Below are 15,710 nucleotides of genomic sequence, written 5' to 3'. Positions count from 1 at the left end.
CATGCAATACAATTGAGGGGGCTTAGTTACACAGTGATACGAAGTTTTTTTAAGTATGTAGGATTGATCAAATAAACAGCCCTATTTACTTTGTGCTTCACACTCACGTCTAACATCTTCAATTATTTTTAATTCTTCTGCACTATAAGGTTGTTCATTTTGCTGTGGGTTTTTAAAGCTTGGGTCAAGTAAAGAGAGACGCTGACATAATAAATTCATACGTTTTTCATTTTGTTCCAAGCGATCTAGTAATACTCGCATGCCGTCCAATACTGGGTCAGATTGGTCCTGCGTTGCTGCATAAGGTTGGAAACCAATACTGGCAGCATAATCACGACGACGTGCTTCCTGATCATCGGCAGGTTTATTTTTCATAATAAAGCGCGCAGGGTTACCCACAGCAGTTGCGCCTTCAGGTACTTCTTTGGTCACAACCGCATTAGAGCCAACTTTGGCATTTTTATGTACGGTGAATGGGCCTAGAATTTTCGCGCCTGCACCGACTACTACGCCATCTTCCAAAGTTGGATGACGTTTGCCTTTATTCCACGTTGTGCCGCCTAAAGTCACGCCATGATATAAGGTGACATCATCACCAATTTCAGCAGTTTCACCAATCACCACGCCCATGCCATGGTCAATAAAAAAGCGACGACCAATTTTTGCACCGGGATGAATTTCAATTCCTGTAGCAAAACGGCTAAATGACGAGAGTAGACGTGCCGCCCCCTTGCAGTCTTTGTTCCATAATTCATGCGCCACACGATGCATAATTAAAGCGTGAATTCCTGGATAAGTGGTTAAGACTTCAAGTGTATTTCGAGCAGCAGGATCGCGCGCGAAGACAGCTTGAATGTCTTCTTTGAGCTGTTTAAGCATTAGTTTGATCCTCGTCCTGTGTTGATGTAGATTTTTTCCATGAACCGTTATTCATTGCTTGTACGCGGCTAAAAATACCGCGAAGTAAATGGTATTCCATACGATCTAATTGTATACGTCCGAAAAGCCGACGCAAGCGCAAAGGCAATAATCGTGGATTTTTTGGATCCATAAATTCAATTTCTGCCAGCATTTTTTCTAAATGTGGATAGAACTGTTGCATTTGTTCATGGTTGACCAAAGGTTCATCCCATTGCATCGCTTCAGAATCTGTCACTTGCATCGTCGCTGCAGGATCGGCAATTTTTCCGACAATATCGATGGCAGCCATACGCATTTCATAGCAAATCACTTGAATGGCTTGAGCAACATTGAGCACACCATATTCTTCATTGACAGGAATCGTCACGTGATAATTCGCCAAAGCCAGCTCTTCATTGGTTAAACCACGATCTTCACGTCCAAAAATAATGGCAACATTTTGCCCATGCTGTGCCACAGCATTTAACGACTTTTCTGCCGCAGGGCGTGCATCTAAGAGTGGCCAAGGAATAGTACGACTACGTGCACTGGTGCCAAAGACCAAATGGCAGTCGGCAATTGCATCTTCGAGCTGTTCAACCACTTCAATCTGTTCAATTAAATCGGTTGCACCTGCCGCCAAAGCATCAATATCTGGATGCGGATAGGTTTTTGGATCAACCAAAACCAATTTACATAGCCCCATGGTTTTCATGGCGCGTAAGGCACTACCGATGTTGGCAGGCAGGGTGGTATTCACCATGACAATACGCACGTGGGAGAGGTGTGCGGCAACAGCTGCATTGTCGGTTTGACTCATAACAAATCCAGATGGGTTAAATTTTTAATTAAGAATATTGATCAACTTCGGTATGGTATAAATCCATAGCATCATCCATGCTCATATCAGCAGGTGGTGGAGCAATCGATGCAGGTTTCGCCACATCGACAGCTTTCGCGGCTTTGGATTTCACTTGATATTCGATATGCAGGCTTTCTTTACCAAAATAGTCACGCAATTTGACCAAGGCTTCATCTAAGGGTGCGATTTTCCACTGAATGCCCAAATGTAATTCTGCAGTGGCATAAGCATAGTCAAGGTGCAATAAAACAGGAATATGCGTGCATAAATCCACATTACAATAAGGCAGCAACATATTTTGTAAGTCTTGACTCAAGGTCTTGCTTAAATGTTCTGCATGCAAGTGAATTTGAATGCTATTGGCACGTTTTTGGCGAATTTCGTTCAGGCTAAATGCTTTGGTTAAGCGTCCCATCGGGCGATCAAAACCTTCGCGTTCGTAAATTTCACCTTCAATCACCACCACTTTTTCAGTTTGTACAATATCTTTAAAGCGTTGGAAGCGCTCATGGTTGGCAGATACTTCAATACGTGCAGTACCATCATCTAAAGTGACCACCATCCGATTTGGGAAGTTGGCGACATCCACCACCAAGCCTGCAAAGACGGTGGTCACGCCACGACGGGTTGGCGTCAGTTCATTAATTTTACTTGGAATAAAGGCTTTTAATTCATTGCGATAGACATCAATCGGGTGACCAGTGAGGTAAAGTCCAAGTGTGTCTTTTTCACCTTTAAGTCGGACTTCATCTGACCATGGTTTTACAGGTTTGGCAGGCTTACGTTGCACTTCTTCAACTTCGCCAAACAAATCCATGATGCCTGTTTCACGGTTGGAACGCGCTTGTTCCGCCGCTTGTACCGCTTCTGGTAATTGAGCCATTAAACTAGAGCGTTCGATGCCTAAGCAGTCTAATGCACCCGCACGAATTAAGGCTTCAAGGGTTCGTTTGTTGATTTTTTTCAAATCAATACGATGACAGAAGTCAAATAAATCGCGGTATGGGCCTTCTTTTTGGCGAGAATCAATCACCGATTGCATGGCTTGTTCGCCCACGCCTTTAATTGCGCCAAGTCCATAAACAATAGTGCGCTCATCGCTGGCGTGGAAATGGTACAAAGACATATTGACCGAAGGTGGTAAAACTTCCAGACCATTATGGCGACAGTCATCAATTAGGAACACCACGTTGTCGGTGTTTTGCATTTCTGATGACATGACCGCTGCCAAGAATTCGGCAGGGTAATGTGCTTTCAGCCATGCCGTCTGATAGGCAACGAGGGCATAAGCAGCCGCGTGGGATTTGTTAAAACCGTAGCCTGCGAACTTTTCCATATAGTCGAAAATATGGTTGGCTGTGGCGGCATCAATGTCTTTTTTCGCAGCACCTTCAATAAAGATTTGGCGCTGTTTCACCATTTCTTCAGGTTTTTTCTTACCCATAGCACGACGTAGTAAGTCCGCACCACCGAGGGTATAGCCTGCACAATACTGTGCCGCCTGCATTACCTGTTCCTGATAAACCATAATGCCGTAGGTTGGTTCAAGCACACCTTCTAGCAAAGGATGCAGATACTCAAACTCGCCACCGTGCATACGGTGAATAAAGTCTGGAATGAGATCCATCGGGCCAGGACGATACAAGGACACGAAGGCAATAATTTCCTCAAATTTGCTTGGGCGTGCTTCTTTCAGCATCTTTTTCATGCCCACGGATTCAAACTGGAATACCGCTGTGGTGTTGGCATTGGCAAAGACTAAATAGGCGTCTTTATCGTCCAATGGAATATGGGCAATATCTAGCGGTGTATCGGCTTGGATGCGTTTATTGATATTTTGTACTGCATCTTCAATAACCGTCAGGTTACGTAAACCCAAGAAGTCAAATTTGACCAAACCTGCCGATTCAACATCGTCTTTATCGTATTGTGCAACACGGGCGGTTCCATCAGCATCGCACATAACCGCAGAAAAGTCGGTGATTTTGGTTGGTGCAATGACCACACCACCTGCGTGTTTGCCTGTGTTGCGGGTAATGCCTTCAAGTTTTAAAGCCATTTCCCAAATTTCTGAAGCATCGTCATAGTCTGGGTTAGATGGATTGGTCACCACATCTTTCAGCTGTGGTTCGGCTTCAATTGATTCTTCCAAACTAAGCCCTAAAGGTTTAGTTGGAATCAGTTTAGAAATACGGTCTGCCAAACCATAAGACTTGCCCAAAACCCGTGCGACATCTCGAATCGCACCTTTGGCGGCCATAGTACCGAAAGTGGCAATTTGTGATACCGCATCACGTCCATAGGTGCGTGCCACATAATCAATGACTTTATCGCGTCCTGCAATACAGAAATCGACGTCAAAGTCGGGCATGGATACACGTTCTGGGTTTAAGAAACGTTCAAAGAGTAGTTCATAACGCAATGGGTCTAAGTCGGTAATTTTTAAGCTATAAGCGACCAATGAGCCTGCGCCTGAACCACGACCCGGCCCAACAGGTACGCCATTATTTTTAGACCATTGAATAAAGTCCATGACGATGAGGAAGTAACCTGGGAAGCCCATCGAGTTAATAATATTAATTTCGTATTCAATTCGTTCATCATAAGGTTTGCGAATTTCTGCCCAGTCTTCATCGCGCTGTGTGACAGGATAGAGCACATTTAGACGTTCTTCTAAACCTTGTTTGGATAGGTGCGCGAAGTAGGTATCAATGGTGTGTCCGTCTGGAATTGGATAATCTGGAAGGAAATATTTACCCAATTGCAGCGTGACGTTACAGCGTTTGGCAATGTGATAGCTGTTTTCAATAGCACTTGGAATGTCGGAAAATAATTCCGTCATTTCTGCAGTAGTTTTAAAATATTGCTCAGGACTATACGTTTTAGGACGACGGTTATCCCCTAAAACATAACCATCGGCAATACAAACTCGCGCTTCGTGCGCTTCATAATCTTCACGGCGGACAAAGTGCACATCATTATGTGCCACCACGCCAATATTATATTTTTTAGCTAATTTAACCGCTTCGGCAATAAAAGCATCTTCATCGGGACGATCTGTACGGGTCAGCGCCAAATAGACCCGATTACCAAATTTTTCTATCCATTCTTCTAGCAACGGTTCGGCTTTTTGTGGATTGGACGTGATCAGCATTTTGCCGACATCACTTTGAATGCCGAGTAACAGAATCAGATCATCGGCTTGTTCTAAAATCCATGCTTTATTGACGCAAGGGATATTGAGTTGCTGACCTTCAATATAGCCACGCGACACCAGTTCGGTCAGATTGCGCCAGCCGTGATTGTTCATCGACAATAGCGTCACACGATGATCGGCATCATTTAAACGCAGCACTGAACCTAAAATCGGTTTGATGCCTTGCCCCAAACATTTGCCATAAAACTTTACGGCAGCGTGCAGGTTAGAGAGATCGGTCAATGCCAAAGCAGGCATTTCTTCATTGACTGCAGCTTTAATCAAGTCAGGTACGCGTACAATCGACTCGGTAATCGAAAATTCTGTATGTATACCTAAATGAACAAAGCGCATGAATCAGTCCCTTAAAAAATCACGGGTTAGTTTAGCATGCTCTGCTCAAGACAAAACATGCTGCAAAGTTTTTCCTACGGTTTTCGATGATCTTGACCGTATATCAAAATTTCAGTTTTTTGGATGTTGATATGGCGTGAATCACGTATGCATGGAGAAGGAGTGTGGTTTTAACCCCTTACACACTCATACGAGTAGCAAGGAGTTAAATGGTGAATCTATTTCTGATGTGTAGATGAAAGATTTATCTGAGTTTAGATAACCAATCGCCTAAACTTTGCACCAATTGCACTAAAATTAATAAGACCACCACGGTTAGCATCACGACACTACTATCAAAGCGTTGATAACCATAAGAAATAGCAAGGTCACCAATGCCGCCTGCACCGACTGCGCCTGCCATAGCAGTTGCGCCAATTAAGCTAATGGTGGCTGTGGTTAGGTTCAAAATGAGTGAGCTACGTGCTTCAGGTAAAATAAATTTGAAGATAATCTGTAAGGGTGTAGCACCCATTGCCTGTGCAGATTCGACAATCCCTTCATTGACTTCAAGCAGTGAAGTTTCTACCAAACGACCAATATACGGGCCGACATAAATGGTCAGTGGAACAATGGCTGCCCAAGTTCCGATGGATGTACCCACTAACAATTTAGTCAGCGGAATCACCGCAATCAATAAAATAATAAAGGGTAGGGAGCGTAGTGCGTTTACAATCGGGTTAAGCCCGTGATAAATCACACGGTTTGGCAAAATACCTGTCGGACGAGTCACTACAAGGGTAATGCCCTGAATAAAGCCCCAGATACAACCAAACAACATGGCAAAGAACACCATGTGAAAGGTCTCTTGTAAGGCTGTAACAAACTGGTCAATAGATAAAGAGCTTTTCCAGAAAGGCGCAGTTACTGAGGTCAGCCACTGTACAATTAAATCTCTCATGCTTGTACTCCTGACTGTTCAACTTCAACACCATTGGCTTGCAGAAATTCAAGTGCTTGTTGAATGACCCTTGCATCACCGAGCAATTGTATAAACATTTGCCCAATCACAGCGCCATCAATTTCGGTCATATTGGCAAATAAAATATTCAGGCTGATATCAAACTGTTTAATGACGGCTTGAATTACGGTTTCCTGAGCTGATTTACCTAAAAACTTCAGACAATAAATGCTGTGCTGATTTTGATTTTCCAGATTATTCAAAATATTGATAGGCAATTGCTGCTGCAACACGGTTTGAATAAAGCTTTTGGTGGTCGGATGTTGCGGTTGACTAAATATTTCTAGGGTTGAACCTGTTTCAATGACTTTGCCTTGTTCCATCACCGCCACATAATCACAAACCGATTCAATCACATCCATTTCATGTGTGACCATTACAATGGTAATGCCTTGTTCGCGGTTAATTTTTTTCAGTAATTCCAGCACAGATTTGGTGGTTTGTGGATCAAGTGCTGAAGTTGCTTCATCGCAGAGTAAAATTTTAGGATGATTGGCGAGTGCGCGGGCAATACCGACACGTTGTTTTTGTCCGCCTGAAAGTTCATCAGGGTAGGCGTCTTTTTTATGTTTTAAATCAATAAACTCAAGTAATTCATTTAAACGCTTTTCGCGTTCGGCTTTGTTCCAGCCTAACAGTTTCATCGGCATTTCAATATTGGCAGCCACAGTTTTGGTCTGCAATAAATTGAAGTGCTGAAAAATCATTCCAATATGGGCACGTTCTTGACGTAATTCGCGGGCATTGAGTGCAGTAAAATCTTTTTGATGAATGATGACTTGCCCAGCATTAGGACGCTCCAACAAATTGATCAAGCGGATTAACGTACTTTTACCTGCACCACTATAGCCAATAATGCCAAAAATACTGCCTGTTGGAATTTGTAGGTTAATTTGATCCAACGCACGCAGTGTTTGACCTTTGAGCTGATAGTGCTTTGAAATGTTTTTAAATTCAATCATATCGTCAAGAAATGTCCATAAATGAAAAAACAGGCAAAGTTCGCTTTGCCTGTTTTGTTTAACGCATTATATTACTATTTTGCTGCTTCAGTGAAATAGCTGACAGGTTTATTTACCGCAACTTTTGTTCCGCCAAAGTGCTGATCAATATATTGCTTCACCGCTTCGGTATGATACAACGCACCTACTTTTTGCAAGATTGGGTCATTTTGACGATCTGCAGCAGTCGCGAGAATGTTGACATTCATTTTTGTGCTCTGGTCAATTGGCTCGTAATAAATTGAATCTTTAAGTACGTTCAAACCACCTTCCATTGCAAGAGTGTTGCCCAAAACAATTGCATCGACTTCATCTTTTACACGTACAGCCGTTGCCATTTGAATCGGTTTGATTTGAATTTGCTTCGCATTTTCTACGATGTCTGCAGGCGTGCCTTGAACATTGTCAAAACCATCTTTCAGTTTAACCAAACCAGCCGATTGAAGTAATAACAGTGCACGTGATTCATTGGCACCATCATTTGGAATAGCAATGGTTGCACCTGTTTTGAACTCATCCAACTTTTTCACTTTGCTTGAGTAAATACCCATTGGCTCTAAGTAAGTTGTCGCTACTGGTGCAATTTGATCTTTATTGTTGGCATTAAATGCCACCATATAGGCATAAGATTGGAATGCGTTAAGATCAATTTCTTTATTTGCTACCGCCGTGTTCATTGACACGTAATCGGTGAAGTTTTTCACTTCAAGTTGAATACCTGCTGCTTTGGTTTCAGGTAAGTCGGCAATAAAACGCCAAATATCTGCATCTGAACCAGTCGATGCCATAGTGACAGTGTGTAGAGCAGAAGAATCTTTTTGTGCCGCGTCAGTCGCAGGCGCTTCTTGTTTGCCACAGCCAGCCAAGCCAACTGAAAGACCAAGTACAAGACCAAGGAGCTTTTTCATGAATATATCCCGAGCAAGTTTAAGCCGTGCCTAAAGTTGCCAATGATTGAGAAGAATCAAATCAGCACGATGGATGGAATCGCATGATGATGATTTTGTATGTTTCTCAAATATGTTGTAGGTATTGTTTGAGTACTGAAAAAGTCAGCCCACAGCTCAATCAATAATTTTGAGATGGATGGGCAATTCACTTTTTCAAAAGATGCACCATCATAACAATAAAAAATAATTCTATATAGTGCTGTGTATGTTATGCATATCACTGTTTTTACAACAGAAAGCGAGTAAGTCAAAATAAGTTCTTATAAATAAATATATTCTGTAAAGATTAAGGATTTGAACAAGTGTTTAAATATTTAGGTGCTTTAAAATTTATTCTGCAATCGATAGTAAAAAACGAGATATGAAATTGTCGGTATGAAATCGGCTTAGTTACAAGAATCAGAACATGGCTGTAAATACATAAAAGAAGTTATGAATGATTTTTCCAACGATAATATATCGCCCATATATAAGGCAAACAGAGTAACAATGAACCTATCCCTATAAAAACATTAGCCAAATATATTAATCCTGCAAAAATAAAAAGTATTTGCAATGTAAACTCAACGAATATTGAAATTAAAAATTCTTTGAAGCTTTTTATTTTTTGCATGTTTATTGATCTAAAGTATTTTATAAACGTAGATCATCACAATGTACATGGGTTACAACCTGATAAACAAAAAGCTCGTACAGTGACGAGCTTTTTTATGGACTTAAATTTTTAGACTAAACTAAAAATTTTAAGCATTTTCACGAGCAATGGCACGATAGCCAATATCTTTACGATATTGCACACCATCAAAGGTAACTTTTTCGCACAGTTCAAGGGCTTTAGCTTGCGCTTCGCCAATGGTATTACCGAGCGCAGTTACACACAGTACACGACCACCATTGGTCACAATCTCACCATCGGCATTGCTTGCTGTACCTGCGTGGAATACTTTCGCATCTGCCATTTGTGTTTCTAAACCAGAAATCACATCACCTTTGCCTGAAGTTTCAGGGTAACCCGCAGTCGCCAATACAATCCCGACAGTTTTGCGTTCATCCCAGTCTGCTTCGGCAGGTAAGTTGCCAGCAATACCTGCTTCAACCAAATCTACCAAAGATGACTTTAAGCGCATCATAATTGGTTGTGTTTCTGGGTCACCAAAACGGCAGTTAAACTCGATCACTTTTGGTTGACCTTTGTCGTCAATCATTAAGCCTGCGTATAAGAAACCTGTATAAACATGACCGTCTTTTTTCATACCTTCAACAGTAGGACGCATCACTTCATTCATGGTTTTTTCAAATACGTCTGCAGTCACGACAGGGGCAGGAGAGTATGCACCCATACCACCAGTATTTGGACCTTGGTCGCCTTCAAAAATACGCTTGTGGTCTTGTGAAGTTGCCATAGGAAGGATGTTGTCGCCATCAATCATACAAATGAAAGAAGCTTCTTCACCTGCAAGGAATTCTTCAATGACTACACGTGAACCTGCATCACCAAATTTGTTGCCTGCTAGCATGTCATCAATTGCATCAAATGCTTCTTGATTGGTCATCGCCACGATCACGCCTTTACCTGCAGCAAGACCGTCCGCCTTGATCACGATTGGAGCACCATTTTTTTCAACAAATGCTTTTGCCGCATCAACTTCGGTGAATACGTCATAGAATGCAGTTGGAATGTTGTGACGTTTTAAAAAGTGCTTGGCAAAGGCTTTAGAACCTTCAAGCTGTGCAGCAAACTGGGTTGGGCCCCAAATTTTTAAACCCGCTTCACGGCAGGCATCTACTACACCATTGACCAGTGGTGCTTCAGGGCCAACAATGATTAAATCAACAGCATTATTTTTGGCAAAGTCGATGATTGCAGGGTTATTTTGAATATCTAACGCTACATTCTCGCATTTGTTTTCTGTTGCCGTACCTGCATTACCCGGTGCAACGAAGACTTTAGCGACTTTGTCATCTTGTGCGATTTTCCATGCCAACGCATGTTCACGACCGCCGCTACCTAAAACTAAAATATTCATCTAAAAATCCCTCAAAGAATAAAATCCCCCTAGCGAAGCTATGCTTTTCACCCTTGAAAAGGAAGGAGATTGTGCATAAAAACACAGTTCCCTTACGTGAAAAGTCCCCCTTTTATAAAAAAGGGGGATTTCGGAGGATTATTAAATACGACTTCTAATTAATGAGTTTAATTAGTGACGGAAATGACGCATGCCAGTGAAGACCATTGCAATACCAGCTTCATCTGCTGCTGCAATCGTTTCTTCATCACGCATAGAACCACCCGGTTGAATAATGCATTTGATACCAGCTTTAGCTGCGTTATCAATACCATCACGGAATGGGAAGAATGCGTCAGATGCCATTACTGCACCTTCAACCACTAAACCTGCATGTTCTGCTTTAATGGCAGCAATACGAGCAGAGTTTACACGGCTCATTTGACCTGCGCCAACACCAATGGTCTGACGGTTTTTCGCATAAACAATTGCGTTCGATTTTACGTATTTCGCAACTTTCCAAGCAAAGATCATGTCGTCAATTTCTTGTTCAGTTGGTGCACGTTTGGTCACAACTTTTAAGTCATCTTTAGTGATCATGCCCAAGTCTTGGTCTTGAACCAATAAACCGCCGTTGACACGTTTGTAATCCATTTGTGGAGCGCGTGCATCAATCGCAGGAAGTTCGCCACATACCAGTACACGTACGTTTTTCTTCGCGCCAGTCACTTCAAGTACGCCATCTGCAATGCTAGGCGCAATGATTACTTCAACGAATTGACGGTCTACAATCGCTTGTGCAGTGGCAACGTCTAACTCACGGTTAAACGCAATGATGCCACCAAATGCAGATTCAGGGTCAGTTGCATAAGCAAGGTCATAAGCCGCTTGAATACCGTCTAAAGAGACAGCAACACCACATGGGTTCGCGTGTTTTACGATCACACAAGCAGGTTTTGCAAATGATTTCACACATTCAAGTGCGGCATCAGTATCTGCAATGTTGTTATAAGATAATTCTTTACCTTGAAGCTGTTTCGCTGTAGAAACAGAAGCTTCAGTTGCAGCAGGGTCTACATAGAACGCTGCAGATTGATGCGGGTTTTCGCCGTAACGTAAATCTTGCGCTTTGTTCAATTGTGTATTGAATGTGCGTGAAAATTGGTCAGCAGTACCTTCTTCTTTACCTACACGTGCACCTAAGTAAGAGGCGATCATGCCGTCATATTGTGCAGTGTGTTCAAATGCTTTCACTGCCAAATCAAAACGAGTTTCGTAAGACAATGCACCGTTGCTTTTCATTTCTGCAATAACAGTCGCATAGTCAGAAGCATTTACTACAATACCTACAGAAGCATGGTTTTTCGCTGCAGCGCGAACCATAGTAGGGCCACCAATGTCGATGTTCTCAATCGCATCTGCAAGTGAACAATTTGGTTTTGCAACAGTCGCAGCAAATGGATAAAGGTTAACAACAACCAAGTCGATGGCATCAATATTGTGTTCTGCCATGACTGCTTCGTCTAGACCACGACGAGCCAAGATACCGCCATGAATTTTTGGGTGTAACGTTTTTACACGACCATCCATCATTTCAGGGAAACCAGTATGCTCTGATACTTCTACGACAGCAATATTGTTGTCTTTAAGCAACTTATAAGTACCGCCAGTAGATAAAATTTCTACCCCAAGAGCAGCAAGGTCTTGTGCAAATTCAACAATACCTGTTTTGTCAGAAACAGAGATTAAAGCGCGTTTAATAGTCATGATCTTCGTCACAGTTTTCAATTACAGATTAAAACAAACTAGCAAAATGCAGGTAAAAAAAATGCCTGCGGAGGTCGCAAGCATTTTATCACTTATTCACTCATTAAACCGTGAGCTTTTAACTTTTTACGTAAAGTACCACGGTTTAGTCCAAGAATTTCAGCAGCGCGTGTTTGGTTACCGCGAGTGTATTCAAGAACAACAGATAAAAGAGGTTTCTCCATTTCTGCTAACACCATGTCATACACTTGTGAAGGTTGTTCACCTTGTAGTTGTGCAAAATAATGGCGAACTGCGCGATCTACGTGAATACGTAAAGCAACATCAGATTGTGCAGTAAAAATAGGAGATTTGCTATTCATGCGAATTAATCCGAAAATCAGATATCACTGGGATAAAGTGATATATCAATGTGGTCTATAAATTAAATGAACTCCGTTTTAGATCCTAAAACGGGAAGTTCTAAAACTGGAACATTTAGCTTGCCACAACTCTAGGCATTGGTCGAAATTTAAGCGTAACAATACATTAATAATTGTTACAGACCAAAATCAAAACAAAAAATCTACTCTGTACGCGATATATAAAAATAAAGCGCATTAGACAGATCTATATTTGTTGTGAATCTTGCGAGGAGTTTGCAGCACAAAGCTTTCGTGGCGCGTATGATACCATTGTATGAGAAAAAGTGAGCAAGAAAACTGCAATTTTTTTAATTTTTTTCGCTATTTTTTCACTATTTTTTTGTGAATTAAGGCTTGATAATTTCTAAAGTATAGGCATCGAAGTCGTTTCGTGATATTGGAACTAAAATGTCAAACTTAAATGGACTGTTTTTAGGAATACGTTGAATGCTCGAAAGACTTTCGACCAAATACTCCTGTGGGGAATAGATGTAAGTCGATAATGTTTGTTGTTTTTCTTTTAAAGTGACTTTGATATTAGGCAAAGCCAAGCTTTTATCATAGTAATTGATCAGCTCACCCGTAAATTGTGTATTCATACGATCTACACGTTTAACCTTCACGCGATTTGCTGAAATTAAGCTATAGCGTTCTTCTAAACTGCTACAGTTAAAAAATTGACAGACTTGGGTAAACACAGAATTCAGTGCAGGGCTGCTGTTTAAAAACTTTGGGTTAAACCACAAAATTTGGAAGATCAACAAGCCAATCAATAAAAGATTAATAATTCCCCAAAGTAAGTAGTAACCATTGTCATGCTTTTTTTCACTTTCAAGATCAGGCGCAGACAACTTCATGGCAGGAATGTTGCCAATCGGTTCAGTACTGAAATAATTGAGGTTATTCAGATAGGTTTTCAGATCAATATTGGAATGTTCAACTTTACGCTGAAAAATATCTAAAATATGTTGCGGTTGCGCAAGTTCAGCAGTTGCCTGCATAAAACTGCGGTTTTGAATGTGATGTAATTGTGATGTGACTGAGTTTTTATTTTGAGGAAAGGCAAATACCAAATGCGAAAGAGCATTAAAGGTATTGTCGCATTTAGGACAACAAACCATCCCTTGCGCAACGGTCAGCTGCGCAACGGATACTTTATAAACAGTTTGGCATTCAGGGCACTTGGTTTGCTTGTCACTCATAACTCAAAAATTACAGTTAGTGGGGATGGCGTTTCCCAGAAATTCGACACCAGTTTTCTTCACGTTTTTCGACTTGTACTATATCAAAAAATTCAGAATAAACACTAGAAACTTCAGCAACTTGCTCTTCAATTACACCTGCAAGTGCGAACTCGCCCTCAGATTTAATTAAAGTTGCAAACTCTGGCGCAAGCATCATCAATGGGCCTGCCAAAATATTGGCAACCAAAATGTCTGCTTTTTCATTGCCAATGGTTTCATTGAACTCTTCTGGAAGTCCAACATATAAGTTTTTAAGTACACCGTTGAGTTCAGCATTTTGTTTGGTCGCTAAAACTGCTTGCGGGTCAATATCAGTCGCATAGACTTTTTTTGCACCGAGCAACAAAGCCGCTACTCCTAAAATACCTGAACCACAACCGTAGTCGATCACGACTTTATCTTTTACATTGGTTTTACCTAACCATTGCAGGCACAGGAACGTACTGGCATGGTTACCTGTACCAAAAGCCAAACCTGGGTCAAGTTTGATATTGACTGCATCTGCCTCAGGTGGTTCTAACCATTCAGGTACAATCCAGAATTTCTCTGCAATCTGGATTGGCTCGTAGTAATCCATCCATGAGCGTTCCCAAACCTGATCTTCCAAAAATTCACTGCGTAAAGGGGCATCTGGCATTTGCGCACGAATAAAGGTTTCTAAGGCTGCAACATCAATTTCTTCACCTTCGTCTTGTGCATAAATACCTGTCACAATGACTTTGTTCCAAAGTGGTGTTTCACCTGGTAGTGGCTCAAGTAAGTCCTGATTTTCCGCATCATCTAAGGTTACGCTGACTGCGCCCAATGAACTGAGCAGGGTTTCAGTAAAATCGACTTGCGCTTGATCAACAGTAATATGTATTTGTAACCACTTCACGGAGATAACCTAAAATTTAATGCGAAAGCGCTATTGTAACTGAACTGCTGCAGGCGCTGTTATTTTTTATTCGGATTGCGAAAGGGAAAACTCTATACGATTGGAAGTTTCAAATTCGCTTTATGCTTATAGTCGAATAATGTGACAAAAATATAACCCTAAAAAATATAAGTTAAGAATTTGTTTGAACCATCATCGCTCAATCATCCCCAAAACCGTCAAATTGCTGGATTGGGGATGATTGAGAGACTTGTTTTAGGATGCAGATTGCTCCGATGCAGGAGTCGGCACAAATTTATTTAGTAATGTGCCTAAAATTGCGGCAAAAATATACATGAAAATAGAATAAACCGCAGCAGGCATGGCAATGGTTGAGCTTGCCATAACGGTTAGGGCGATGGTCATTGCAAGGGTACTGTTGTGAATGCCAATTTCAAAGGCGCAGGCACGGGCTTGTTGGCTATTTACGCCAAAGAAACGCGGGACAAAATAACCAATCAATAAACTGCAAGCACAGAACAGGGCAGTGGCAAGTCCTACATCTGCCAAATAAAGCATGATGTTGTTTCGCTCTTTGGCAATTGCGCCAATAATAATCACAATTAGAAAAACCACAGCAAAAATACGCACAGGTTTGTTTAAGCGGTCTGCCGTTTGAGGGCTAAAATGGCGTACTAACATCCCTAAAGTGACAGGGATAATAATAATTAAAAACACCTGCAATACTTTGGCAAATTGTAAGCCAACTTGTTGCCCATCCTGCATAAAATGTTGAATGGCAAAGTTGACAATCAGGGGCAAGGTAAATGCTGCAATCACGGAATTCACGGCAGTGAGGGTGATGTTTAGTGCAATATCACCTTTATATAAGTAGCTAAATAAGTTGGCTGTTGGCCCACCTGGAGATGCTGCTAGTAGCATGAGTCCGACTGCAAGCAGTGGTGGTAAATTCAGCAGTTTACAAATAAAGAATGCAATTGCTGTCAGGACGACCAATTGACAAAATAAAGCAATAAACACTGCTTTGGGGTGTTTGCTCACCCGTTTAAAGTCGTTAGGAGTGAGTTCTAAGCCAAGTCCAGCCATGACCACGGCCAAAGCCAGCGGCAAAAATATTGTGATTAATCCTGAATCCATAAACACTCCTTT

General features: G+C 41.5%; 12 protein-coding genes. All 12 read right to left on the bottom strand.

Translation table 11 applies throughout. The features are described from left to right. Positions 1-81: 81 nt before the first annotated feature. Positions 82-879: a serine O-acetyltransferase gene (cysE, locus tag CF596_RS00735; RefSeq protein ID WP_096900917.1), complete on the bottom strand. Its 798-nt coding sequence runs from the start codon at positions 877-879 to the stop codon at positions 82-84. Then, the gene (locus tag CF596_RS00730) at positions 872-1,720 is read right to left on the bottom strand and encodes an RNA methyltransferase (RefSeq protein ID WP_004973119.1); all 849 of its coding nucleotides are present in this window, start codon (positions 1,718-1,720) and stop codon (positions 872-874) included. The genes cysE and CF596_RS00730 overlap by 8 nt, the downstream gene beginning before the upstream one ends. Positions 1,721-1,748: 28 nt before the next feature. After that, the gene (gene dnaE, locus CF596_RS00725; protein ID WP_004973121.1) at positions 1,749-5,312 is read right to left on the bottom strand and encodes a DNA polymerase III subunit alpha; all 3,564 of its coding nucleotides are present in this window, start codon (positions 5,310-5,312) and stop codon (positions 1,749-1,751) included. Positions 5,313-5,556: 244 nt separating this feature from the next. Continuing rightward, entirely contained in the window at positions 5,557-6,252 is a 696-nt protein-coding gene (locus CF596_RS00720) for a methionine ABC transporter permease (RefSeq protein ID WP_004973122.1), read from the bottom strand. Continuing rightward, positions 6,249-7,274, bottom strand: a complete 1,026-nt coding sequence (locus tag CF596_RS00715) for an ATP-binding cassette domain-containing protein (protein ID WP_096900916.1) — start codon at positions 7,272-7,274, stop codon at positions 6,249-6,251. Before CF596_RS00715 ends, CF596_RS00720 begins: the two co-directional genes overlap by 4 nt. Positions 7,275-7,348: 74 nt before the next feature. Next, positions 7,349-8,221 carry a MetQ/NlpA family ABC transporter substrate-binding protein gene (locus tag CF596_RS00710; RefSeq protein ID WP_096900915.1) on the bottom strand — a complete coding sequence of 291 codons (873 nt, stop codon included), beginning with the start codon at positions 8,219-8,221 and terminating at the stop codon, positions 7,349-7,351. A gap of 785 nt (positions 8,222-9,006) precedes the next feature. After that, entirely contained in the window at positions 9,007-10,290 is a 1,284-nt protein-coding gene (purD, locus tag CF596_RS00705; protein WP_004973125.1) for a phosphoribosylamine--glycine ligase, read from the bottom strand. 171 nt (positions 10,291-10,461) lie between these two features. Continuing rightward, a complete protein-coding gene (gene purH / locus CF596_RS00700; RefSeq protein WP_096900914.1) occupies positions 10,462-12,036 on the bottom strand; it encodes a bifunctional phosphoribosylaminoimidazolecarboxamide formyltransferase/IMP cyclohydrolase in 1,575 nt (524 codons plus the stop codon). 92 nt (positions 12,037-12,128) lie between these two features. Further along, positions 12,129-12,398 carry a DNA-binding transcriptional regulator Fis gene (gene fis / locus CF596_RS00695; protein ID WP_001086304.1) on the bottom strand — a complete coding sequence of 90 codons (270 nt, stop codon included), beginning with the start codon at positions 12,396-12,398 and terminating at the stop codon, positions 12,129-12,131. 389 nt (positions 12,399-12,787) lie between these two features. Further along, positions 12,788-13,642, bottom strand: a complete 855-nt coding sequence (locus CF596_RS00690) for a DUF3426 domain-containing protein (protein WP_096900913.1) — start codon at positions 13,640-13,642, stop codon at positions 12,788-12,790. Between the two features lie 16 nt (positions 13,643-13,658). Next, entirely contained in the window at positions 13,659-14,561 is a 903-nt protein-coding gene (gene prmA / locus CF596_RS00685) for a 50S ribosomal protein L11 methyltransferase (protein WP_004973131.1), read from the bottom strand. Between the two features lie 255 nt (positions 14,562-14,816). Next, positions 14,817-15,698 (bottom strand): bile acid:sodium symporter family protein, encoded by an 882-nt coding sequence (locus CF596_RS00680; protein WP_096900912.1) that lies wholly within the window; start codon positions 15,696-15,698, stop codon positions 14,817-14,819. Positions 15,699-15,710 lie beyond the last annotated feature (12 nt).

Origin of the sequence: Acinetobacter sp. YT-02, from assembly GCF_002412355.1 — a bacterium.
Lineage (GTDB): Bacteria > Pseudomonadota > Gammaproteobacteria > Pseudomonadales > Moraxellaceae > Acinetobacter > Acinetobacter towneri.
The sequence above is the reverse complement of the archived record's forward strand: the minus strand, read 5'-3'. Positions and strand labels throughout refer to the sequence as shown.

What these genes read in the sequence shown, in the direction of transcription:
- cysE (WP_096900917.1), bottom strand. Translation starts at nt 879, where the DNA reads ATGCTTAAACAGCTCAAAGAAGACATTCAAGCTGTCTTCGCGCGCGAT.
- CF596_RS00730 (WP_004973119.1), bottom strand. Translation starts at nt 1,720, where the DNA reads ATGAGTCAAACCGACAATGCAGCTGTTGCCGCACACCTCTCCCACGTG.
- dnaE (WP_004973121.1), bottom strand. Translation starts at nt 5,312, where the DNA reads ATGCGCTTTGTTCATTTAGGTATACATACAGAATTTTCGATTACCGAG.
- CF596_RS00720 (WP_004973122.1), bottom strand. Translation starts at nt 6,252, where the DNA reads ATGAGAGATTTAATTGTACAGTGGCTGACCTCAGTAACTGCGCCTTTC.
- CF596_RS00715 (WP_096900916.1), bottom strand. Translation starts at nt 7,274, where the DNA reads ATGATTGAATTTAAAAACATTTCAAAGCACTATCAGCTCAAAGGTCAA.
- CF596_RS00710 (WP_096900915.1), bottom strand. Translation starts at nt 8,221, where the DNA reads ATGAAAAAGCTCCTTGGTCTTGTACTTGGTCTTTCAGTTGGCTTGGCT.
- purD (WP_004973125.1), bottom strand. Translation starts at nt 10,290, where the DNA reads ATGAATATTTTAGTTTTAGGTAGCGGCGGTCGTGAACATGCGTTGGCA.
- purH (WP_096900914.1), bottom strand. Translation starts at nt 12,036, where the DNA reads ATGACTATTAAACGCGCTTTAATCTCTGTTTCTGACAAAACAGGTATT.
- fis (WP_001086304.1), bottom strand. Translation starts at nt 12,398, where the DNA reads ATGAATAGCAAATCTCCTATTTTTACTGCACAATCTGATGTTGCTTTA.
- CF596_RS00690 (WP_096900913.1), bottom strand. Translation starts at nt 13,642, where the DNA reads ATGAGTGACAAGCAAACCAAGTGCCCTGAATGCCAAACTGTTTATAAA.
- CF596_RS00680 (WP_096900912.1), bottom strand. Translation starts at nt 15,698, where the DNA reads ATGGATTCAGGATTAATCACAATATTTTTGCCGCTGGCTTTGGCCGTG.